This is a genomic window from Rhodococcus sp. NPDC056743 (assembly GCF_042790355.1).
Classification (GTDB): domain Bacteria; phylum Actinomycetota; class Actinomycetes; order Mycobacteriales; family Mycobacteriaceae; genus Rhodococcus_F.
Genome location: NZ_JBHTZI010000002.1, coordinates 242354 through 262028, shown reverse-complemented (window position 1 = coordinate 262028; position 19675 = coordinate 242354). Strand labels below are relative to the sequence as shown.

At 62.2% G+C, this 19675-nt stretch carries 24 protein-coding genes; 12 read left to right on the top strand and 12 right to left on the bottom strand.

All coding sequences use genetic code 11. The features are described 5' to 3' along the window. Nucleotides 1–101 precede the first annotated feature (101 nt). Both ACFRFQ_RS05690 and ACFRFQ_RS05685 read left to right on the top strand, forming a co-directional pair. The gene (locus ACFRFQ_RS05690; protein ID WP_138870597.1) at nucleotides 102–446 is read left to right on the top strand and encodes a YciI family protein; all 345 of its coding nucleotides are present in this window, start codon (nucleotides 102–104) and stop codon (nucleotides 444–446) included. Nucleotides 447–452: 6 nt separating this feature from the next. After that, nucleotides 453–1712, top strand: coding sequence for an RNA polymerase sigma factor (locus ACFRFQ_RS05685; protein ID WP_378654193.1), 1260 nt, complete (start codon nucleotides 453–455; stop codon nucleotides 1710–1712). On the opposite strand, the gene ACFRFQ_RS05680 is transcribed toward ACFRFQ_RS05685, so the two are convergent. Together ACFRFQ_RS05680 and ACFRFQ_RS05675 are read right to left on the bottom strand one after the other, a co-directional pair. Then, complete coding sequence (locus tag ACFRFQ_RS05680) at nucleotides 1713–2102, bottom strand: hypothetical protein (protein ID WP_378654191.1); 390 nt, start codon at nucleotides 2100–2102, stop codon at nucleotides 1713–1715. Nucleotides 2103–2105: 3 nt separating this feature from the next. Then, nucleotides 2106–2705: a TetR/AcrR family transcriptional regulator gene (locus ACFRFQ_RS05675; protein WP_378654188.1), complete on the bottom strand. Its 600-nt coding sequence runs from the start codon at nucleotides 2703–2705 to the stop codon at nucleotides 2106–2108. Nucleotides 2706–2845: 140 nt separating this feature from the next. Here ACFRFQ_RS05675 and ACFRFQ_RS05670 point away from each other — a divergent pair, with 140 nt between their 5' ends. The 3 genes from ACFRFQ_RS05670 to ACFRFQ_RS05660 all read left to right on the top strand — a co-directional run bounded on the left by ACFRFQ_RS05670 (nucleotide 2846) and on the right by ACFRFQ_RS05660 (nucleotide 5547). Further along, complete coding sequence (locus ACFRFQ_RS05670) at nucleotides 2846–3991, top strand: acyl-CoA dehydrogenase family protein (protein WP_378654185.1); 1146 nt, start codon at nucleotides 2846–2848, stop codon at nucleotides 3989–3991. Nucleotides 3992–4049: 58 nt separating this feature from the next. Continuing rightward, nucleotides 4050–4811, top strand: coding sequence for an SDR family NAD(P)-dependent oxidoreductase (locus ACFRFQ_RS05665; RefSeq protein ID WP_378654182.1), 762 nt, complete (start codon nucleotides 4050–4052; stop codon nucleotides 4809–4811). A gap of 97 nt (nucleotides 4812–4908) precedes the next feature. Next, nucleotides 4909–5547 (top strand): TetR/AcrR family transcriptional regulator, encoded by a 639-nt coding sequence (locus tag ACFRFQ_RS05660; RefSeq protein ID WP_378655065.1) that lies wholly within the window; start codon nucleotides 4909–4911, stop codon nucleotides 5545–5547. A 1-nt stretch (nucleotide 5548) separates the two neighbouring features. On the opposite strand, the gene ACFRFQ_RS05655 is transcribed toward ACFRFQ_RS05660, so the two are convergent. Continuing rightward, a complete protein-coding gene (locus ACFRFQ_RS05655) occupies nucleotides 5549–6007 on the bottom strand; it encodes an SRPBCC family protein (protein WP_378654180.1) in 459 nt (152 codons plus the stop codon). A 90-nt stretch (nucleotides 6008–6097) separates the two neighbouring features. Here ACFRFQ_RS05655 and ACFRFQ_RS05650 point away from each other — a divergent pair, with 90 nt between their 5' ends. Beyond that, a complete protein-coding gene (locus ACFRFQ_RS05650; RefSeq protein ID WP_378654177.1) occupies nucleotides 6098–6724 on the top strand; it encodes a TetR/AcrR family transcriptional regulator in 627 nt (208 codons plus the stop codon). Between the two features lie 88 nt (nucleotides 6725–6812). On the opposite strand, the gene ACFRFQ_RS05645 is transcribed toward ACFRFQ_RS05650, so the two are convergent. Beyond that, nucleotides 6813–7391, bottom strand: coding sequence for a TetR/AcrR family transcriptional regulator (locus tag ACFRFQ_RS05645; protein WP_378654175.1), 579 nt, complete (start codon nucleotides 7389–7391; stop codon nucleotides 6813–6815). Nucleotides 7392–7473: 82 nt separating this feature from the next. Between ACFRFQ_RS05645 and ACFRFQ_RS05640 the strand changes: the two genes are divergently transcribed. Next, entirely contained in the window at nucleotides 7474–8406 is a 933-nt protein-coding gene (locus tag ACFRFQ_RS05640) for a DMT family transporter (protein ID WP_378655063.1), read from the top strand. Here ACFRFQ_RS05640 and ACFRFQ_RS05635 read toward each other — a convergent pair. The 6 genes from ACFRFQ_RS05635 to ACFRFQ_RS05610 all read right to left on the bottom strand — a co-directional run bounded on the left by ACFRFQ_RS05635 (nucleotide 8390) and on the right by ACFRFQ_RS05610 (nucleotide 11848). Continuing rightward, complete coding sequence (locus ACFRFQ_RS05635) at nucleotides 8390–9211, bottom strand: tyrosine-protein phosphatase (protein ID WP_378654172.1); 822 nt, start codon at nucleotides 9209–9211, stop codon at nucleotides 8390–8392. The genes ACFRFQ_RS05640 and ACFRFQ_RS05635 overlap by 17 nt on opposite strands. A 37-nt stretch (nucleotides 9212–9248) precedes the next feature. After that, nucleotides 9249–9662: a hypothetical protein gene (locus ACFRFQ_RS05630; RefSeq protein ID WP_378654169.1), complete on the bottom strand. Its 414-nt coding sequence runs from the start codon at nucleotides 9660–9662 to the stop codon at nucleotides 9249–9251. A gap of 65 nt (nucleotides 9663–9727) precedes the next feature. Further along, nucleotides 9728–10669: a DUF1214 domain-containing protein gene (locus tag ACFRFQ_RS05625; protein ID WP_378654167.1), complete on the bottom strand. Its 942-nt coding sequence runs from the start codon at nucleotides 10667–10669 to the stop codon at nucleotides 9728–9730. A 63-nt stretch (nucleotides 10670–10732) separates the two neighbouring features. Next, nucleotides 10733–11041 carry an SHOCT domain-containing protein gene (locus ACFRFQ_RS05620; RefSeq protein WP_378654164.1) on the bottom strand — a complete coding sequence of 103 codons (309 nt, stop codon included), beginning with the start codon at nucleotides 11039–11041 and terminating at the stop codon, nucleotides 10733–10735. A 1-nt stretch (nucleotide 11042) separates the two neighbouring features. Continuing rightward, nucleotides 11043–11477: a DUF6325 family protein gene (locus ACFRFQ_RS05615; RefSeq protein WP_378654161.1), complete on the bottom strand. Its 435-nt coding sequence runs from the start codon at nucleotides 11475–11477 to the stop codon at nucleotides 11043–11045. Next, the gene (locus ACFRFQ_RS05610; RefSeq protein WP_378654158.1) at nucleotides 11474–11848 is read right to left on the bottom strand and encodes a PLDc N-terminal domain-containing protein; all 375 of its coding nucleotides are present in this window, start codon (nucleotides 11846–11848) and stop codon (nucleotides 11474–11476) included. Before ACFRFQ_RS05610 ends, ACFRFQ_RS05615 begins: the two co-directional genes overlap by 4 nt. Nucleotides 11849–12019: 171 nt before the next feature. Here ACFRFQ_RS05610 and ACFRFQ_RS05605 point away from each other — a divergent pair, with 171 nt between their 5' ends. Continuing rightward, nucleotides 12020–13555, top strand: coding sequence for a LuxR C-terminal-related transcriptional regulator (locus ACFRFQ_RS05605; protein WP_378654155.1), 1536 nt, complete (start codon nucleotides 12020–12022; stop codon nucleotides 13553–13555). Here the strand turns inward: ACFRFQ_RS05605 and ACFRFQ_RS05600 are convergent. Further along, nucleotides 13490–14077 carry a TetR/AcrR family transcriptional regulator gene (locus ACFRFQ_RS05600; RefSeq protein ID WP_378654152.1) on the bottom strand — a complete coding sequence of 196 codons (588 nt, stop codon included), beginning with the start codon at nucleotides 14075–14077 and terminating at the stop codon, nucleotides 13490–13492. The two genes, ACFRFQ_RS05605 and ACFRFQ_RS05600, sit on opposite strands and share 66 nt — an antisense overlap. A gap of 94 nt (nucleotides 14078–14171) precedes the next feature. On the opposite strand from ACFRFQ_RS05600, the gene ACFRFQ_RS05595 reads away from it, so the two are divergent. The 4 genes from ACFRFQ_RS05595 (at nucleotide 14172) to ACFRFQ_RS05580 (ending at nucleotide 18990) form a co-directional block, all read left to right on the top strand. After that, nucleotides 14172–15950 (top strand): ABC transporter ATP-binding protein, encoded by a 1779-nt coding sequence (locus ACFRFQ_RS05595; RefSeq protein WP_378654149.1) that lies wholly within the window; start codon nucleotides 14172–14174, stop codon nucleotides 15948–15950. 72 nt (nucleotides 15951–16022) lie between these two features. Next, on the top strand, nucleotides 16023–17231 hold the full coding sequence (locus tag ACFRFQ_RS05590; protein ID WP_378655060.1) for an acyl-CoA dehydrogenase family protein: 1209 nt from the start codon (nucleotides 16023–16025) through the stop codon (nucleotides 17229–17231). Then, complete coding sequence (locus tag ACFRFQ_RS05585; protein WP_378654146.1) at nucleotides 17231–18256, top strand: phosphotransferase family protein; 1026 nt, start codon at nucleotides 17231–17233, stop codon at nucleotides 18254–18256. Before ACFRFQ_RS05590 ends, ACFRFQ_RS05585 begins: the two co-directional genes overlap by 1 nt. Beyond that, nucleotides 18253–18990, top strand: coding sequence for an SDR family NAD(P)-dependent oxidoreductase (locus ACFRFQ_RS05580; protein WP_378654143.1), 738 nt, complete (start codon nucleotides 18253–18255; stop codon nucleotides 18988–18990). Before ACFRFQ_RS05585 ends, ACFRFQ_RS05580 begins: the two co-directional genes overlap by 4 nt. Here ACFRFQ_RS05580 and ACFRFQ_RS05575 read toward each other — a convergent pair whose 3' ends face one another. Further along, nucleotides 18991–19536 (bottom strand): ribulose 1,5-bisphosphate carboxylase large subunit, encoded by a 546-nt coding sequence (locus ACFRFQ_RS05575; RefSeq protein WP_378654140.1) that lies wholly within the window; start codon nucleotides 19534–19536, stop codon nucleotides 18991–18993. Nucleotides 19537–19675: the final 139 nt, after the last annotated feature.

The window sequence follows — 19675 nt, the reverse complement described above, 5'->3', positions numbered from 1 at the left end:
AAAAGTTTTTCGAGTCGTCTGTCGATTTGAGGGAGAACCGTTCGTCGTCATGTTGTAAGGCAAGAAAGCCAGAAGAGAAACAACAGACCAAGGAGTCGACTATGAAGTACATGTTGCTCATCTACACCGCACCCGGCGGAGACACCGAATCCCAGTGCACCTTCGAGGACTGGCAGCAGTACGACAAGGAAATGAAGGACGCCGGAATCTGGGTGTCCGGCGATGCCCTCGCCGACTTGACCACCACGACGACGGTTCGGGTCTCGCAGTCCGGGGAAAAGACCGTCACTGACGGACCCTTCGCAGAAACCCGTGAGATCCTCGGCGGCTACGACGTCATCGACGTGCCGGATCTCGATGCGGCGCTGGCGTGGGCCGCGCGATGCCCCGGCGCGCGCGACGGTGGCAGCGTCGAGGTGCGTCCGCTGGCCGGGTTCGGGGACTGATTCGCAGTGGACGAGCAGGCCGAGAACTCCGTCGAGGCCGAGAACTCCGTCGAGTCGGTGTTCCGGGAGGAACGTGGACGACTCTTGGCCTCGCTCGTCCGCCGTTTCGGTGACCTTGATCTTGCCGAGGAAGTCACCTCCGAAGCCGTCGAGGCTGCGTTGGTGCATTGGCCGGTGGACGGCGTGCCGGCCAAACCCGGTGCGTGGCTGCTGACCACAGCGCGTCGTAAAGCCGTCGACAGGCTTCGGCGCGATCAGGTCTATGCGGCTCGTTTGGCTGTGATGCAGGTGGACGCCGATCGAGCCGACCCGGCGCCGCCCGTGGTCGACGGGGAACTTCCCGACGAGCGGTTGCAGTTGTTCTTCACCTGCTCGCACCCAGCGCTTGCCGAGGACGACCGAATCGCACTCACCTTGCGTTGCCTGGGCGGGTTGACGACGCCCGAGGTCGCTCGGGCCTTCCTCGTTCCTTCGGCGACGATGGCGCAGCGGATCGTGCGTGCCAAGAAGAAGATCCGTCAGGCTCGGATTCCCTTTCGAACTCCCAGCGCCGAAGAACTGCCGGAGCGCCTTCCCGGTGTTCTGCAGGTGATCTATTCGGTGTTCACCGAGGGGTACGCGGCGAGTTCGGGTCCGGATCTGCAACGCGTCGACCTGGCGGTAGAGGCGATCAGGCTGGCGAGGATCTTGCGCGCATTGCTTCCCGATGAGCGCGAGATCGCCGGGTTGCTCGCATTGATGCTTCTCGTCCACTCGCGTCGCGATGCCCGTACCGACGCCGCCGGCGGGATCGTGCTCCTCGAAGACCAGGATCGCGGGCGCTGGGATAAGCCGATGATCGAGGAAGGCAGCGACCTCGTTGTGATCGCGTTGACCGGGGGAGCGCCGGGGCCGTACGGGGTGCAGGCCGCCATCGCTGCATTGCACGACGAGGCAGAAGATATGGAGAGCACCGACTGGCCGCAGATCTGCGCACTCTACGGAGTGCTGCTCACACTGACTCCTTCGCCCGTCGTCGCCGTCAATCGGGCAGTGGCGCTGGCGATGCGCGACGGCGAAGAAGCCGGTCTGACTGCGCTGGAGGAACTTTCCGCGGAGCCCAAACTTGCCGACTACCATCCGTATCACCTTGCGCGCGGCGAACTCCTGGCGCGGCTCGGCCGAACCGCAGAAGCAGTGTCTGCGTACCAACGTGCTCTGAAACTGGTTGGGACACAGCCGGAACAGGCGTTTCTCGAGCGGCGGATCGGCGAGATAATAGAGTAGCTACTTCGGTGCTCTTCGGAACGACGGCCTTCCTCGCCCGACCCAGTGAATGCCGTCTGCATCGGGCAAAAATGGTTCTGGGAGATAGCAAGGGTAGAACTCGCCGGTGTGCCAGGCGCCCGCGATGGACGCGGGACTCGCAATTCCGAATCCAGACCGGATTGTCGGTAGGTGCTCACGCCACCCGACAAGTCGAGAATTCTGACCTCGCCACACCCTCACGACCAACGTCATGACCGAATCGGCCCACTCGAGGCGGTCGACTTCGTACACGCCGGTATCCCACGGGCGTTCCGACAGCATCCTCGTCAAGGCGGACAGGAACTGCATGTCCCAGTCGGCCTGTTCGGAATTGCCATGTCGCTCGGTGAGTTCCGAGGGGTCCGTCATCGCTCAGCTCGCCCCAACCATGCGTAAGGCCAAGTCTCCGTACAGTTTTCCGATGTCTTCCGGATCCGTGTAGTTACCTGCCGGGAACCAGCGGCACACGTCGACACACAGAGACATGAGGGCGAGCGTGACGCCTTCTGCGTCGGGGATCGTGAAATTACCCGATTGCACGCCGGCGTCGACGACCTCCCGGACAACTCGCGTCGTGCTTCGGCGAAGGGCGACGACGGTCCGGTAGTGCTCTGGTGTGAGGGCAGTGAGTTCATATTGGACAACGCGAGCGAGTGAGTGGTGCCCGGCCTGCCAGCTGGCGAAAGTGCTGATCAGCTCCTTCAGGCGAACGGACGGTTCCTCGCCTGGTCGGTCGGCGCCTTCGACAACCTTCAGCGCTTCGGTGTGACCTTCGTAGCTGATCGCGAATAGTAACTCTTCTTTCGAGCGGTAGTGCGGGTACATCGCGGCCGGACTCATATCGAGGCGTGCGGCGATGTCACGGGTGGTGGTGCCGCCGTACCCGGCGGAGGCAAACGCGTCGACGGCGGCCGCACGGATCCGGGCAGCAGCTTTGGAGGGGCTGATCACCACGTCAGGTGAATCGCTCACAAGTTCCTCCAGGTGTCACGGATGTCGATGTTGACAATATCGCGTTCTCGAACCACTATAAGCAGATGCTTAGATTCTAAGCACGCGCTTAGATTGGTCGTCATGTGCGGGAATGCCGCACCGAAAGGAAGCAGCTCCTCATGCGTCGCACTCTGTACGGACCCGATCACGAGGCGTTTCGCGAATCTGCTCGCGAATTCGTCAACCGGAACATCCTTCCGGTCGCAGAGAAGCTGATCGACCAGCGCTTCATCGATCGCGATATCTGGCTCGAAGCGGGACGCAACGGCTTCCTCGGGCTCGAGGTTCCGGAAGCGTACGGCGGAAGTGAAGCCGGCGACTACCGATTCAACGCGGTTCTGGCCGAGGAACTCTCACGTGCCAGTGCTGCAGTGGCGTCGAGCTTCGGTATCCATGCCGACGTTGTTGCGCCCTACCTCGTTCAGCTCACCACCGAGGAGCAGAAGCAGCGTTGGCTGCCCAAGTTCTGCACCGGTGAAATGCTGACCGCAATCGGTATGACCGAGCCTTCCGGCGGATCCGACCTCGCCTCACTCAAGACCACTGCGGTCAAGGACGGCGACGACTGGATCATCAACGGCTCCAAGACCTTCATCACCAACGGCTACAACGCCGATCTCGTGATCGTCGCGGCCCGCACCAGTCCCGAGAAGAAGTCCAAGGGCATTACCCTCTTCGCTGTCGAAACCGGCATGGAAGGTTTCGAGCGCGGACGCAAACTCGACAAGGTCGGCCAGCACGAATCCGACACCGCCGAACTGTTTTTCGAGAACGTCCGCGTTCCTGCGAACAACATCATCGGCGAGATCGACCGCGGCTTCATCCACATGATGGAAATGCTGCCGCAGGAACGCGTCGGCGCTGCTGTGTCCAACATTGCGCACGCGGCCCCGATTCTCGAAGAGACCATTCAATATGCCAAGGATCGCAAGGCTTTTGGCCAGCCCATCGGATCGCTGCAGTGGAACAAGTTCCTTCTCGCAGATCTGGTTACTCGCGTCGAGGTCACCCAGGCTTACGTCGACAACTGCGTCGCGGCGCATGCCGCCGGCGAACTGACCGCGATCGACGCAGCCAAGGCCAAGTGGTGGACCGCGCAGGTCCAGAACGAGGTTCTCGACCATTGCGTTCAGCTGCACGGTGGCTACGGCTTCATGACCGAGTACCGCGCCGCCCGCGCGTGGATGGACGCCCGCGTCACCAAGATCTGGGCCGGATCCAACGAAATCATGAAGGAACTCATCGGCCGCGACCTCGGCCTGTAGTTTCGACCGCAAGCGCTACTTCCTCCCGAGCCCTTCGACCACAGGAGCATCACCGCGTATGTCTGTTCTCGACAAGTTCTCCCTGACAGATCGAGTTGTCATCGTGACCGGTGCGTCGTCGGGCCTCGGGGTGGCATTTGCGAAAGCCGCAGCCGAAGCGGGAGCCGACGTCGTGCTGGCCGCCAGGCGCGTCGACAAGCTCGAAGACACCGCCAAGCTCGTGCGTGATGCGGGCCGTGAAGCGTTGTGCGTGGCTACCGACATCGTCGATCCGGCCCAGGCCCAGAACATGGTCGACGCGGCGATGGAGAAGTTCGGTCGCGTGGACGTTCTCGTCAACAACGCCGGCGTTGGAACCGCGGTTCCGGCAACCCGCGAAACTCCGGACGAGTTTCGTTCCGTCATCGACATCAATCTCAACGGCTCGTACTGGGCTGCGCAGGCGTGTGGCCGCGTGATGCTCCCGGGCAGTTCCATCGTCAATATCTCCAGCATTCTCGGGTTGACCACGGCCGGACTGCCGCAGGCCGCTTACGCAGCCAGCAAGGCCGGCATCGTCGGGTTGACCCGCGACCTGGCTCAGCAGTGGGGAACCCGCAAGGGCATCCGCGTCAATGCCATCGCGCCGGGATTCTTCAAGTCGGAAATGACCGACCAATACAACGACGGTTACCTCGAATCGATGGCTCCCCGCTTGATCATGGGCCGAATGGGAGACCCAGAAGAACTCGCGGCAACCATGGTGTGGCTGGCCTCCCCGGCGGGTGGATACGTCACTGGCCAGACCATTGCCGTCGACGGTGGGATCACGATCACCTGACGTCGATGACGGGAGGTCATCCACTTTGCCGTATAAGTAGCAGGTGACTTCTAACGCCGACACCTCGGAGAACTGGGAAGACCGTCCGCCGCCGTCCATGGCCGCAACGGCGCTTTTACGTGACCTCCCGGTGACGGCGCGCGGGGTTCGGACCAGGACTTCTCTAGTCGCGGCGGCTCGAACTGTGTTCGAACGCGCCGGGTATCTCGACGCCCGGTTGACCGACATCACGAAGGAAGCGAACTGCTCCACTGGCACGTTTTACACGTACTTCGACAACAAAGAGCAGATCTTTGCCGCTGTCCTCGAAGTTGCGCAGGAAGACATGCTGCATCCCGGAATGGGTCGTGTCCGCGACGCAGACAACCCTTACGCGGTGCTCGAGTCGAGCAACCGCGCGTACCTGACGGCGTTCCAGCGCAACGCAAAATTGATGGGTCTGCTCGAACAGGTGTCGCAGATCGATCCGGTCTTCGCGAAACTACGACGCGACCGCGGCGCAACCTTCATCACTCGCAATGCAAAAGCCATCGAGCGCTTGCAAGCGGAAGGGAAGGCCGACACGTCGCTGGATCCGTTGTTGGCGTCGCGGGCACTCTCATCGATGGTGAGTCGGTTTGCGTACAGCGTGTTCGTCTCCGAGGAACCGGGCGCCGACGGCAAGCCCGTGCCATTCGAGGACGTAGTCCAGACCGCCACCCAGATTTGGGCCAACGCGCTCCGGTTGGAGCGGTAGTTCAGCGGGGCCCGCGGGCGAACTCAGCTTCGAGGTTCTTGCGCAGAGTTTCTTCGCTGTTTCGGACTGCGTTCTCGACGAACGGCCCGACTACAAGGCCCAGCGCTTTGCCGGTCAGACCGTCGGGAAGTTTGTAGGCAAAATCCACCGCCAACTCGGTTTTGGTGTCGTCTACCCGCGTAAATTCCCAGGTAGACGAGTTGGCGACGTCGCCGAGTGATGACAGTGTGATGATGCGGTCTTTCTCCCACTCGGTGATTTCGAGCTTCGAGCGCACGGTGCTCGGGCCAATTTGGATGGCCGCGTCGAAAGTGGCTCCCAAACCTTGATCGAACTCCCCGTCGGGGTAGAACTCGGATACGCCGTACATCCAGTTCAGGACATTCCGGTAGTCGTCGATATAGGCAAATGCGACGTCAACGGGTACGGCGGCAACCGCGGAATGGCGAACGTGGATCATGACTGGTCCCTTGTTTATCGGTGGACACCGACTGTAACCAATGACGGTGACATGTTCGGTGTCGGCGCACGTGGATCTACGGTAACGGTTATGACAAACGAGCCTGCAACGTCCGAATCCTGGCGACACTACGAAGACCTGGGTCTGTCCAGGCCTCTCGCGGCGGCGTTGGAAGCGTTTGTCGAGCAGGGGTACCACGGGGCCTCGATTCGCGACATTGCGGCGCGAGCGGGACTCTCGGTGCCGGGTCTCTACCACCACTATCCGTCGAAGCAGGCGTTGCTCATCGGTTTGACCACGGTGGTGATGGGCGAGTTGCTCGAACGAAGTCGCGCCGCCGAGATCGAAGCCGGTCCCGATCCGTCGGATCGCTTCGATGCGGTGATCGAATCATTGTTGCGGTTCCACATGTTTCGGCGTGAGCAGTCGTTCATCGCATCTTCGGAGCTCCGGAGTATGGAACCGGATGGGCGGGCAAGTTACATCGCTCAGCGCGACGAACAGCAGAAGCAGGTCGACCGAATCATTCTCGACGGAGTTCGGGCGGGTGCGTTCGACGCCGAGTACCCGGTGGACGCGAGTCGGGCTGTGGTGACGATGTGCGTGGCGGTGGCGAATTGGTACCGACCGGATGGTGAATTGTCGCCGGACGAGTTGGTGGAGCGGTATTTGGGGATTGCGAGGTGCACGGTGGGGGCGAAGCGGGTGGGGGAATGACGGTGGGGGCGAAGCGGGTGGGGGAATGACGGTGGGGGCGAAGCGGGTGGGGGAGTGATGTTTGGGTGACGATGCTGGACTTCGCGGATCACCCGGCGTTCTTCAGCAATTCGAGCGCCGCGTCCCGGCCGATTCCGAAGGGGGCGGAGCCGATGCCGATTCCGTCTGCGACGAGGGCGCCTTCGTGTAGCAGCATGATCGCCTCGACGAGGCTTTCGTCGGCGTGCCCTTTCGTCGACAAGATCCGTCGGAAAAGGTCCAGCATCTCCTGCTTCTGTTCGGCGATAACGGCGAACACCGGATGCGAACGATCACTGAACTCGGCGTGTGCGTTGATCATGCTGCACCCCTTGCCGCCGCTCTCCCCGGACCAGGAAGCGGAAGCGTCGAACACCGCACTCACCTGTTCGGCGCGGCTCTCGCCGGCGGATGCGAGCTTTGTATCCCGAAAGGCTCGCCACCGCCGGTCTCGGTCCTTCAGATATTCCACGACGAGACCGTCCTTCGAGCCGAACCGGTCGTACAGGGTCTTCTTCGTGACCCCGGCGTCCAGTGCGACGGTATCCACCCCTACTGCGTGAATTCCCTTTTCGTAGAACAACTTCGACGCCGACTCCAGGATGCGATGCGCTTTCGGAGTCAGTACGGGTGCAAATTCCTCTGCCATGGACAAAAGTATACCGATCTGTATAGTCGACTGCATGAGTAAACAGATCGGTATACCTCGGATTGTCATCCCGAGAGCTGCCGTGACGGCTACCTTGTCGGTTCTGTTCGTCGCGTGCTGGAGTTCGGGATTTATCGGAGCCAAGCTCGGCGCAGGTAGTGCCGATATCCCCACGGTGCTGATGTGGCGGTTCCTCCCGCTCGCTGCAGTGCTCGTCCCGATTGCCTGGTTGTCTGCCCGGCGCCGGAACATGATGCCGACCCCGCGGGCTTTCGGCAGGCAGGTGGTGATCGGGATGCTCTCCCAGAGCGGTTACCTGTTGTCGGTGTACTGGGCAATCGATCTGGGCGTGAACACCGGAACCACTGCGTTGATCGACGGTATCCAGCCGCTGGTGGCAGCCGCGCTGCTCGGTCCGGTCCTCGGTGTTGCAGTCCCGCGAATGCAGTGGGTCGGATTGGCAATCGGACTGGGTGGCGTCGCGATGGTTACCGCGGCCGACGCCGGAGCCGGAACAGTAGCGCCGTGGTGGTCGTACGCGATCCCGTTCCTGGGGATGCTCGGCTTGGTTGCATCGACCTTCGTCGAACAACGCGCTCCCGCGTCCACGCCGCCACTGCACGCTCTGGCGATTCACTGCTCAACCAGCGCAGTAGTTTTCACGGCTTTAGCGGTAGCTTCCGGTAATGCCGTCCCGCCGAGTGTCAACACATTCTGGATCGCATTGCTCTGGTTGATCGTGCTGTCCACCTTCGGCGGTTACGGACTGTACTGGTTGTTGCTCCGTCGCATCGGAATCACGTCAGTCAACACGTTGATGTTCCTGATCGCTCCCGTCACCGCGGTCTGGGGCGCTTTGATGTTCGGAGAATCCTTCACTCCGTTCACCGCGCTCGGCTTGGCGGTGGGCATCCTCGCCGTCGTCGTGGTCACTCGCGTGGACAATCGCCGAAAGAAGCGGGACGAGGGTGAAGATACCTGTCCTGTCAGGGCCCCGATCACGTCGCGCGGATGACGCCCGATCGGGATGTGAACCGCTCGCGGAGCGTGGTGAGTTGCTCCGCGGTGAGCTTGAGTCCGTTGATCGCGTAGTCCTCGACGGTGCCGAAGTGTGTGCGCATCTCGTCGAGGGCGGCGTCGAAGTAGCTGTCACGGACTCCCAGTAGGGGTCGGAGCAGTTCTGCGTCAACGCCTTTGCCGGCGGCGAAGGCGAGTATCGGTTCCGTCATGGGTGCCAGATCGGTATTCGTCTGCAGGTAGTCGTCGCGGACGTCGGCTTCGTCGGCGCCGAGGAGGAGCAGGAAGGAGGTTGCGGCCCACCCGGTGCGATCCTTGCCGGTGGTGCAGTGGAAAAGTGCTGCCCCGGTGCGTTTTTCGTCGATGAGGTCGAGGTAGAACGTGCGGTAGGCGTCGAGAGCGGAGGGCAGGCTCACGAAGTTGCGGTTCGCTTCCTCCATCTGTGCGATGCCACGTCCGTCGCTGATGGTCTCGGCGTACGCGGCCGGGTCCGTCATGAGTAGTCCGGTGGCAGCGGCATTCTGGGCGTTGTCGGCGAGAACGTCGAGCCAGACCGTCCGGGTCGAGGCGGGGAGATTATCGAGTGCGCCGTCGCGCTCCGCGGCGGTCCTCAGGTCGTACACAGTCCGGACGTCCAAGCCGGCGACTGCGGCAACGTCGTCGCCGGCGAGTTTCGCGAGCGTCGCCGATCGGTAGAGTGCGCCCGGACGGACGGTGCCACCGGCAACGGGAATTCCGCCGAGGTCACGGAAGTTCGGGGCAGTCTCGAGAAGAACGCGACGATCGAGCGGCTGAGTTGTCATACCTGACTCCTTTGGGTTCCGGTTCCGCACTGATCATTCATGCCTTCTGTACACTGCGCACGAGCTTTTCGGCATTGCGTCGTTTGATCCACTTGTCGATGACCAGCGCCATGAAGATCCACCCTCCCAATGCGGTGATCACCCACACGATGATCGGTGCGAGGATCCAGGACGCGACGCCGCTGATCGCAATGCCATCGTGGACCATGGATGCGACCCAGAGCGCGAGCAGCGTGGCGACCAGGCCGACACCGCCCGCGAGCGGAGCCGCGTAGTGCAGTGCCACGCTGAGCACGAATGGGCCGAGAATCATGTGGGCGAGGGTGAATACGCCGATAGCGGCCAAGAAGCCGTTCACGCTCAGACTGACTCCGGGTAGAGCGAAATGCACGACGATCAGCGCGATCGCGCCGAGTACGCATTGCGAAATGAGCTGAAATAGCAGACGCATAGCTTGTACCTCCGTAATCAGGTCGAGTCATCCGAGAGTGGTGTGTGCGTGGGGGAAACGCTTCGCTAGAGCGCTTCGGGGCGAGGCGCCGTCCAGGTGCCGTCGAGCACGATGGGCTGGGGGCGGTACAGGCGCAGCACGTAGTTCCAGCCCGGCATGATGGGCAGGGCGTTCGCGACGCCGTCGAGATGGACGCCGAAGCGGATGGTGGTGCTGCCGTCGGCGTCTGGGGTGGCGGTGAGGCTGTTGATGCTGTTGACGCCCAGAGCGTTCTCCTCGAAGTAACCTGCCGCGTTGTACAGCGAGACCGACCAGAACGCATCCACGGGAACATCATTCAGGCGGAGGCGGTATTCGCCGACGGGGAGACGTTCGTCGAAGTTGACGTAGGTGGCCTCGTACTCGGGAAGGCCACCCCAGCCGGAGGCCGTGCCGAGCAGGTGCCTGATGGGGTCGACTTCCGCAGCGGTGCCGAATGAACGGTCATATGTGGTGATGCCACGCGCGAGGGCGAGGAGCGCGTCGCGGGTCTCGGTCTGTGACCCTTCGTCGTAGTCGGGCAACGGGAACTCGCCTGTTCCGCCGCCGTCGATGGTGAGGACGTCCTGCAACCGGTTCACCTCGGCGACGTCTTCGGGGCTGTTCGGATCGACGAGGATGCGCACGATCAGTGCGGCGTAGTCGGTGCCGACCAGTTCGCGCGTGAGTAGGTGCTCTCCGGGATCACGCAGGATGACGGGACCGAAGTGATCTTGACTGACCACCCACACGGAGATGTAGCGCTTGCCGGTATCCGGCACCGTGATCGTGACGTCTTCGCGCACATCGATGATCACGCTGCTGTACAGGGTGTCGCGGTTCTGGCGGATGATCGGCTGGTCTTCGAGTGACCCGAGCTCACGAGTGTGGTTCCACGTGCCCAGGCCGACGCCCGCGGCCAGGCGAGCGAACATGAGATCGGATTCTGCCCGATTGAAGTTCAGGACGTTGACGGCGATCGTGGACATAGCGGGTTCCAATCGGTGTCGGTTACGGAACGGGAGCGGGAATGTCTCGCCCCGTCGGAGAATTTAGCTGAGCAGTCGCGCTTTCGCGGCTTGGAATTCGGCGTCGCTCAGCAGTCCTTGTGATTTGAGATCGCCCAGTTTCTGCAACTCGGCGACGAGATCGACCGGGGCGGCGGGTGCGGGTGTGGACATCGCCCGTACCGCCTGCTGCTGGGCCAGCTCGTACTGCGTCTGCTCGTATTCGGCCTGGGCCCGACTTTGCCTGCGGGTGGCCATGCCGTTGCTGACGGCGGTCGCGGTACCGGTCACGACCGCGGTACGCGCGGCGAGGCCCAGCAGTCCGGGGCGTCCTCTTCTCGGGATGTACGGCATGTCAGACCTCCAGTTTCGGGATGATCGTGTCCATGAGTGCGTTGACGATCGGGGCGGGAATCCGCTCGTAACCCAGTAACACCGCGCCGGATTCGGCGGTTCGGGCGGCGAGCTCGCGCTGATAGACCAGCTCGAGCGCGACCAGCAGCGCTGCAGCGCCGGCGGGGATCGCCGCTGCGAGTTCGGTGATGTCTTCCTGCCCGACCAGGCCGGACGCGCCGAGCATCTCGACGTTGATCTCGAAGCCGTTCGGCAACTCCTCGACCTCGACGAGGGTGAGTTCACCGTCCTCGGACTTGGAGATGACGATCAGATCGAGCAATCGCACCAGGCCGGTAGCCGTCAGGTCGGTGAGCGCGGAGAGTGCGGCCGGGTCGAGGCCGTCCCCAGGCAGGCCGAGCAGATAGAAGTCGACAGGTCCGAAGCGGGCACTCACGACAGGACCTTCAGCTTCAGTGCGGCGAACTCTTCCTCGCTGATCGTTCCGGCTTCGAGGAGTGCTGCGGCCGTGGCGATTTCCTCGCTGGGGCTCTTCCCTGCGACCTCGCGGATATACGATTCGGCAGCGTTCTCAGCGTCGCGAGCGGCCTTGTTGCTGCGTTCCGTCATCCCTTCGCCGCGGGCGACGAGATAGACGAGCACTGTGACGAAGGGCAGGAAGAGCAGGAAGAACACCCAGAGGGCCTTCAACCCACCGTTCAGCTTGTGGTCGCGGAACAGGTCGGCGATGATCGCGAACAGCGCGAAAAGATATCCGATGAAGACGGTCGCCGACAGCATCCAGCCGAGGCTTTCCCAGAAGTTCATGTGTCTTGTCCGTTTCGTGTCAGGCCTGCGCACCCGGTACTCCGCCGACTCGCGCAATCCGGTTTATTCCGGCAATTCTCACCGTTTCCCGCGGGCTTCACTCGCGCTCTCATCCGCAGCGGATGAGACCGGACATCTACGACCTTTGAACCTCTCGAGTATCTTCAACACATGATCGAAGCCGTGCGTCATGCACTCGCCTCCGGTGAGGCGGAGCAGGCTCGAACCGTCCTGCGGAAGAACTGGCTCCGGCTGATTCTCGAATCCCACACCAAAGAACTGGAGCAACTCTGCCTTGCTCACCCTGATCCGCACGATCCGCATGTCCTCCTGATACGGGCGTGCTGCCGCGATCTCAGCGGCGACCCCTACGGCGCGGAATTTCTCCGCGGGCAGGGTCTGCGGGTTGCGTCCGACGATTTTGTCGTCTGCTTCACCGACCTGCTGCTTGCTCCGGACACCTCGACCAAGGCCGTCATCGCCGATCGCGCGCGTCACGCGCTCACCCAGTGCGAGCCCGAGGACGATTACCCGTCCGCGCTTTTTCTCCTGGGGTGGACCGAGGTCAGGCTTCGTCGTGATCTTCCTCGTGCCATCGCGCTACTGCGTTCTGCCAGCGATGAGGCGCAGTTGCAGTCGCGTTCGGAGACGTTGCGTCTCGCGCAATCCAATTTGGCTTTTGCACTCACCCACGCGGGAGTATTCACCGAAGCCGAACAGATCCTCGACGGGCTCCCTTCACGGGAGGTGGCGTCCGACTGGGAACGCTTCGAAGGCGGTCTCCCGCAGTCGAATCGAGGGTGCATTGCTTACTGGCGTGGCGACTTCGAGGAGGCGATCGCTCAGTTCGACTCCATCATCGTTGAGGGCAGTCCCGGAACAAACTTCGAGGCGCTCGCTCGTCTGTATTTGGTGATGAGCCTCATCGCGCTGAACCGGGAAGAGCGGTACCACGCCGCTGCGCGTCTGTTGCGAGGTGTGAGCACTGCGGACAAGCACGGTATTCCTTGGGATACGTTGCGGCGCGTCACCACGGCCTGGCTCGCCCACGCTCAAGGTCAGGACGAGCAAGCTCGCCATATCGCCAGGCCGACGCTTGCCCGAACAGGTGCTGCGGTCGCTCACGCGCTTCTCGCGGAGCTCTATCGAGTCTTGGGGGATCCGGAACCGTCGGCTCGAGCGCTTCACTTGGCAACCTCGGCCGCGTTGCCGCGATATGCGCTGGTGAGCACACTTGTCACCTCAGCCGCACTGAGCTCTCTTGCAGGGCGTGGCCCCCAAGCGCACGAGCAGCTCGATCGTGCGCTGGCGGAGGCGATCCCCGAACGGATTCTTGCCCCATTTCTCAGCGGCGATCCGGTAATTGTCGATCTCTTGAACGCACACGCGATACGGGGGTCGAGTCATCACTGGTTCCTGTGCACGATCCTGGAAAGACGGAACAAGCTCTCTGCTCGGCTCGCGGGAGTCCTGACGGAACGCGAGAAGGAGATACTCACCTACCTGCGAACCACGATGACGGCAGACGAGATCGCTGCGCACCTCGGTATCGCCTATCCCACTGTGAAGACACACATCAGCTCGATCTACCGCAAACTGGGCGTGACCAAACGGCGTGCTGCTGTTCAAGCAGCCGACGACCTAGACCGCGGGATCCGGAGCGATTCCGCGGCGGAGGCTGCGAACCGTCAGGTCCAAGGCCTGTAGTCGCGTCCCGGAACCGCGGTTCACGTAGTCCATCGACGTGTACAGCAGTGACCACAGCAGGTTCTGCACCCAGTCCGAACCCATGTCGGGGTCGATGGACCCGTCGGAGTGCCCACGCTCGATGGCATCGCTGACTCCGCTGTCGTTCGATGTGGACTCGGCAAAGGAATCTTCTTGATACACACCGGGAGTGAAGAACAGAACTGTGAGAAGGTCGGCCAGTTCGAAGTACTCGTGGCACAGGCGAACCAGCGCTTCGGCGCCGGTTCCGTCTCCGAGTCGCGCCGCCGTTGCAGCTTTGTCTACGGCGCGGGTCGCCTCTGACGCGACGGCTTCGATCAGGTCTGACCGTTCGGGAAAGTAGCGGTGCAGGGTGGTTCGGCCGACCTTCGCAGCCGAAGCGATTTCGCTGAGAGTCGCAGCGGGCTTCGATGCGAATACCGAAATTGCGGCGTCGAGAATGGCCTTGCGGGTGCGCTCGCGGGTCGCGCTTTGTTCTGGTGCGCTGTGGATCGTTGTCACGAATTCGTAGCGTAGCCGTGTCCGGTTTCGGTATCCAGTCCTTCCGTATCGGAATTTCCTTGCCCTTTTTGGAACATTCGTGTTCCATAAATTCATGCTCGAATCTGACACTCGCCAATCCCCGCCCAAATGGAGCAATCTTCGCGTTCTCGCCGAGTTCGCTCGCCCGCACCTGCCGTCGCTCTTGCTCGGGTTGGTCCTGGCTCTGTGTGGTTCGGCGGCGACGCTGGCAACGCCGATGGTCACCAAGTGGGTTCTCGACACCCTGGACACCGGCGCATCGCTGAAAGGGCCGATCCTGACGTTGGTCGTCCTTCTGATCGTGGGCGCAGTCCTTGGTTGTGCTCAATGGATCGTGCTCGGCACGGCCGCTGAGAAGGTTGTGTTCGATGCCAGGTCCTCGCTGGTGCGGCGATTTCTGGCCGCGACTGTGCCTTCTCTGCAATCGCGATCGGTGGGCGAGTTGGTCACCCGAGTCACGTCTGACACGTTGCTGTTGCGTGAGGCGGCGTCGTCGGCCGCGGTGAATATTCTCAACGCAGCCGCGCTGACTATCGGAACGATTGTTCTGATGGGTGTTCTCGATCTGCCGTTGCTGGGCGTGACTATGGTCGCAATCGTGTTCGCCTCCATCCTCTTTGCCGTTCTGATGCCTCGGATTTCCGCAGCGGAGGCTCGAACCCAGGAATCGCTCGGCAAGCTCGGTGGAGTTCTCGAAGGTGGCTTGCGAGCAATCCGGACGGTCAAGGTGTCACTCGCCGAGGATCGTGTCGGTGCTCTCGTGACGAACAACGCAGCGGATGCGAAAAAGCATGCAATCACAGCGGTTCGGGTCTCGGCGACCGCGTGGACTGTCGCATGGACCGCCATTCAAGGATCGATCATTGCCATTCTGGGCTTTGGCGCCTGGCGGGTCGCCGACGGTGAAATGGCAGTCTCGACGCTCATCGCATTTCTGCTGTATGCCTTCACCTTGATGGGGCCGGTCTCGGAGCTTGCGCAGAATGTGACCTCAGTTCAGTCGGGAATTGCGGCAGCCATCAGGATTCGTGAGATGCAGTCGTTGCCAACGGAGACACATGACGTGGCCGTCGACGTTGCCAAGAGAACCGACCCGGTTGCGCCTCTGATCGAACTGCGCAACGTCACGGTCAGCTATCACGGCTCGACCGAGCCCGCGCTCAGCGACGTCTCGTTGGTCATCCCGCAGCGAGGACATATGGCGATCGTCGGACCGTCGGGTGCCGGAAAAACCACGTTGCTCTCGACCGTGCTGCGATTTGTCGAACCAGGAACGGGTGAAGTTCTCCTGCACGGAGTCGGCTACAACGCGCTCGACCATCGAGCGGTGCGTGAAAGTCTGGCGTATGTCGAGCAGGAGACTCCCGTGGTGCCGGGAACGATCCGGGAGAACGTTGTCTTCAGTCATCCCGACGCGACTGATGACGAGGTGCAGGCTGTCCTGCGTCTGCTCCGACTCGACGACGCGATCGAGGCGCTTCCCAACGGACTCGACACCGCTCTTACGGCGACCTCACTGTCCGGCGGCCAACGTCAGCGGATCGCGATGGCGCGCGCAGTTCTACGGCCTAGCGCGCTGCTTCTGCTGGACGAAGCCACCGCCCAGGTCGACACGCTGACCGAGGCTGCGATTGTCGACGCGATCAAGGAACGAGCACGCACCGGGGCTGTGGTCACGATCGCTCACCGGCTCTCGACCGTGCGCGATGCCGATTGGATCGTGGTCATGGAAGACGGTCGGATCCGGAACATCGGCAACCACGACGAACTGATGAACAAGGACGATCTGTACCGGGACATGGTGGTTGCCGGTCGGCTCGATCATTCCGAGGCTTTGCTCGAGGATTGTTGACCCGGTGAGTCGGCATGTGCGAGAGTGCTGATACCGAACGATCGCTCGGTCGGTCTAACTTGGAGGTGGATGGTGGCAATCGATCTGACGTATGCGCCGGAGGTGACCGCGCTGATCGAGAAGACGCGCGCCTTTACTCGGGAGGTAATTCTCCCGATCGAAGACAAGCACGGCGGCGACATTGCCGTTGCCGGCGGCGACGCAACTCGTATCGAGATGCAGGACGCGGCAAAAGCTGCTGGTGTCTTCGCTCCCCATGCGCCGATCGAGTACGGCGGGCACGGGCTCAACATGAGTGATCGTGCGCCGGTATTCGAGGAAGCCGGCTACTCACTCTTCGGGCCCACCGCACTGAACATCGCCGCTCCGGACGAGGGCAACGTCCACATGCTCGCCCACGTCGCGAGTGCGGCGCAGAAGGAACAGTTCCTCGCTCCGCTCGCCCGCGGCGACCAGCGTTCGGCGTTCGCCATGACAGAACCGGCGCCCGGCGCCGGATCCGATCCGTCGGCCCTCAACACCCGCGCCGAGAAGGCGCCGGGCGGCTGGAAGATCAACGGCAAGAAGTGGTTCATCACCGGCGCCGACGGCGCGGGCTTCTTCATCATCATGGCCCGCACCTCGGGCGAACCGGGCCAACGTGGCGGTGCCACAATGTTTCTCGCGCCGGCTGATTCCCCGGGATTGATCGTCGGTCGCCATATCGGCACCCTCGACAAGTCCATGATCGGTGGCCACTGCGAGGTCACTTTCGAGGATCTTTTTGTTCCCGACGACGCTGTTCTGGGTGAGGTCGACCAGGGCTTCGCGTATGCGCAGGTGCGCCTCGGCCCCGCCCGCATGACACACGTGATGCGCTGGCTGGGCGCCGCGCGTCGGGGTCACGACATCGCCGTCGCCCGCGTGGCGGAGCGCGAAGGATTCGGTTCCAAGCTCGGTGATCTCGGAATGATCCAGAAGATGATCGCGGACAACGAAATCGACATCGCGGCCACTCGCGCGCTGCTGGTTCAGGCATGCTGGGAGCTCGATCAGGGTGGCCATGCAAGCAATTCCACGTCGATCGCAAAAACGTATGCCGCCGAGGCCATCTTCCGTATTGTCGATCGGTCCATCCAGATGTGCGGCGGTATCGGGGTATCGGACGACTTGCCTCTCGCGCGTCTCTCTCGCGAGGTCCGTCCGTTCCGTGTGTACGACGGACCGTCCGAGGTTCATCGGTGGGCAATCGCGAAGCGCGTTGTGGGAGCGGCACGTCGAGCTGCTCGAGACGGTGCATGATGAGTGAGTTTCCCGGTCTCGACCTGGCTGCATTGCGGAAGTACCTGCTCGATTCGGACGTCGCGGTAACCGGAGATCTCCGTGCGAAGTTGATCTCCGGCGGCAAGTCCAATCTCACTTACGGGATCTACGACGACGCGTCGAGTTGGATTGTGCGTCGACCTCCGACCGCGGGATTGACGCCGTCGGCGCACGATGTGGCGCGCGAATTCCGCATCACGTCGGCTCTGCAGGACACGGCGGTGCCAGTGGCCCCTACCGTCGCCCTGTGCGAGGACGCGTCGGTGATGGGGGCGACATTTACCGTCGTCGAGTTCATCGACGGTCAAGTGATCCGGACGAAATCGGAACTGGATGCTGTGCCGGCAGAGAATATTACGAAGTGTGTTGACGAACTGGTGCGTGTTCTTGCGACGCTGCACGACGTCGACTACAACGCCGTCGGCCTCGGCGAGTTGGGGCGCCCGGAAGGGTACGTCGCCCGCCAGGTGAAGTTGTGGACCGGTCAGTGGTCGCGGGTGAAGACGCAGGATTCCGCCGACGTCGACCGCTTGGCTTCGCGACTTTCGGAACTGATTCCGGCAAAATCCGAATCGTCGATCGTCCATGGCGACTACCGGATCGACAACACAATCCTCGCTGCCACTGATGTCACGAAGGTTGCGGCCGTGGTCGATTGGGAAATGTCCACTCTCGGTGACCCTTTGGCCGACATCGCGATGATGTGCGTGTATCGCCATCCGGCCTTGGATCTGGTCCTGGGTGAACCCGCTGCCTGGACAAGTCCGTTGTTGCCGTCCGTGGTCGATCTGGCCCAGCGCTACTCGCTGGTGTCAGGACGTGACCTCGGTGACTGGAACTTCTACATGGCACTCGGATTCTTCAAGCTTGCCGTGGTTGCTCAAGGGATCGATCATCGTTTCCGGGCAGGCGCGACGGTGGGCGGCGGATTCGACAGTGCGGGAACTGCTGTGCCTGAGCTGATCTCGGCGGGACTGGATGCGCTGAACGGGAAGTTCGCGTGAGTGCCTCGGCGCTCGTCACGGGTGCGTCCAAAGGTATTGGGCTGGGCATCGCGACGCGTCTCGCGACGCTCGGGTACGGGTTGACCATCACGGCGCGAGACGCGGAGAAACTCGGCGCAGTTGCGGACGAACTGCGCCGCGTCGGTTCGCCCGATGTCCTGGTGTTGGCCGGTGACATGGCGGACGAGAACTTTGCGACGGAATTGGTTGCCGCCCACGGCGATCGATTCGGTTCGATGCGCGCGCTCATCCTCAACGCAGGTGTGGGAACAAGTGGGCGGATTGCGGATTACCCCATGAAGCGCTTCGACAAGACGCTCGCAGTGAACCTGCGGACGCCGTTGGCACTGCTTCAGGCGTCGTTGCCGTTCCTGCGTCTGGCCGCGGACGCACACCCGGGCAGGGGAGCGAAAGTGGTTGCGCTGGCGTCGATTGCCGGTGTGTACGCCGAAAGCGGTTTGGGTGTTTACGGTGCGACCAAAGCCGCGTTGATTTCGATGATCGAGGCGCTCAACGCCGAGGAATCCGGCAACGGCATCAGCGGCACGGCAATTGCTCCGGGATATGTCGATACCGACATGTCTGCGTGGACCCATGATCGGATTACGCCGGAGTCGATGATCAAGGTCGACGATGTCGTCGAACTCGTGGACGGTCTGCTGCGTCTGTCCGCCGCTGCGGTGATCCCCAAGGTTGTCATGACCCGGGCGGGCACGGACGGCTACGGGGCCTGATCAGGCCTCTCGGTTCTCGCCACGTTTGCGGAAGAAGTGGAATCCGGGTACACCGACGATCGCCTGTTTCAGGTCTTTGACCACCCCGAGGAGTTCGTGGACTTCGGGGGAGACTGAGTCCAAGGTGGCGAGAATCGGCAGGACAGCGGTGACACGCTCGGTGAGTTCCGGGAGCTTGTCGATCAGCGTGATGGCGGCAGTGACTTCGGACTCGCTGAGATCATCTGCAAACCTTGCAGCTAACGGTGCGAGTTGTACCGCGACGGGTTCGTACAGTTCGAGAAGCTGCTGCGCGATATCCGATGTCTGCTCGACGGCTTCGACCAATGTCTCTGCGCGAACAGTGACGGAGGCTGCGCCGACCACGACGCGATCTGCGTTCTCAGCTATCTGGCTGATTCGTGCAACCAGCCTCTCGACGCTTACCAACAGCGCCTCGAGGCGGGACGGGAGCGTGACTGCAAAAACGACCGTCGACAGCGACCAGTGCACTACATCGCTGACGGAGCGGACGACGCTGGAGCGTCCCGGCAAAACTAGAGCCATCACTCGATCCTGCCTGAAAATGCTCGGAAGTGCAGGTAATTCTCACATTCCTGCGGGTCGGGACGTCTTCGAGATACGAGTAGTTCGGGCTGTGGCGTTCACACATCTCGGCCGTCGCTACTCGATACCTGGAAGGATC

Excerpts from the sequence above, each read along its gene's own strand:
- ACFRFQ_RS05585 (WP_378654146.1), top strand. The coding sequence starts at position 17,231 with ATGAGTGAGTTTCCCGGTCTCGACCTGGCTGCATTGCGGAAGTACCTG.
- ACFRFQ_RS05665 (WP_378654182.1), top strand. The coding sequence starts at position 4,050 with ATGTCTGTTCTCGACAAGTTCTCCCTGACAGATCGAGTTGTCATCGTG.
- ACFRFQ_RS05630 (WP_378654169.1), bottom strand. The coding sequence starts at position 9,662 with ATGCGTCTGCTATTTCAGCTCATTTCGCAATGCGTACTCGGCGCGATC.
- ACFRFQ_RS05680 (WP_378654191.1), bottom strand. The coding sequence starts at position 2,102 with ATGACGGACCCCTCGGAACTCACCGAGCGACATGGCAATTCCGAACAG.
- ACFRFQ_RS05660 (WP_378655065.1), top strand. The coding sequence starts at position 4,909 with ATGGCCGCAACGGCGCTTTTACGTGACCTCCCGGTGACGGCGCGCGGG.
- ACFRFQ_RS05650 (WP_378654177.1), top strand. The coding sequence starts at position 6,098 with ATGACAAACGAGCCTGCAACGTCCGAATCCTGGCGACACTACGAAGAC.
- ACFRFQ_RS05635 (WP_378654172.1), bottom strand. The coding sequence starts at position 9,211 with ATGACAACTCAGCCGCTCGATCGTCGCGTTCTTCTCGAGACTGCCCCG.
- ACFRFQ_RS05595 (WP_378654149.1), top strand. The coding sequence starts at position 14,172 with ATGCTCGAATCTGACACTCGCCAATCCCCGCCCAAATGGAGCAATCTT.
- ACFRFQ_RS05645 (WP_378654175.1), bottom strand. The coding sequence starts at position 7,391 with ATGGCAGAGGAATTTGCACCCGTACTGACTCCGAAAGCGCATCGCATC.
- ACFRFQ_RS05575 (WP_378654140.1), bottom strand. The coding sequence starts at position 19,536 with ATGGCTCTAGTTTTGCCGGGACGCTCCAGCGTCGTCCGCTCCGTCAGC.
- ACFRFQ_RS05625 (WP_378654167.1), bottom strand. The coding sequence starts at position 10,669 with ATGTCCACGATCGCCGTCAACGTCCTGAACTTCAATCGGGCAGAATCC.
- ACFRFQ_RS05690 (WP_138870597.1), top strand. The coding sequence starts at position 102 with ATGAAGTACATGTTGCTCATCTACACCGCACCCGGCGGAGACACCGAA.
- ACFRFQ_RS05620 (WP_378654164.1), bottom strand. The coding sequence starts at position 11,041 with ATGCCGTACATCCCGAGAAGAGGACGCCCCGGACTGCTGGGCCTCGCC.
- ACFRFQ_RS05605 (WP_378654155.1), top strand. The coding sequence starts at position 12,020 with ATGATCGAAGCCGTGCGTCATGCACTCGCCTCCGGTGAGGCGGAGCAG.
- ACFRFQ_RS05670 (WP_378654185.1), top strand. The coding sequence starts at position 2,846 with ATGCGTCGCACTCTGTACGGACCCGATCACGAGGCGTTTCGCGAATCT.
- ACFRFQ_RS05655 (WP_378654180.1), bottom strand. The coding sequence starts at position 6,007 with ATGATCCACGTTCGCCATTCCGCGGTTGCCGCCGTACCCGTTGACGTC.
- ACFRFQ_RS05610 (WP_378654158.1), bottom strand. The coding sequence starts at position 11,848 with ATGAACTTCTGGGAAAGCCTCGGCTGGATGCTGTCGGCGACCGTCTTC.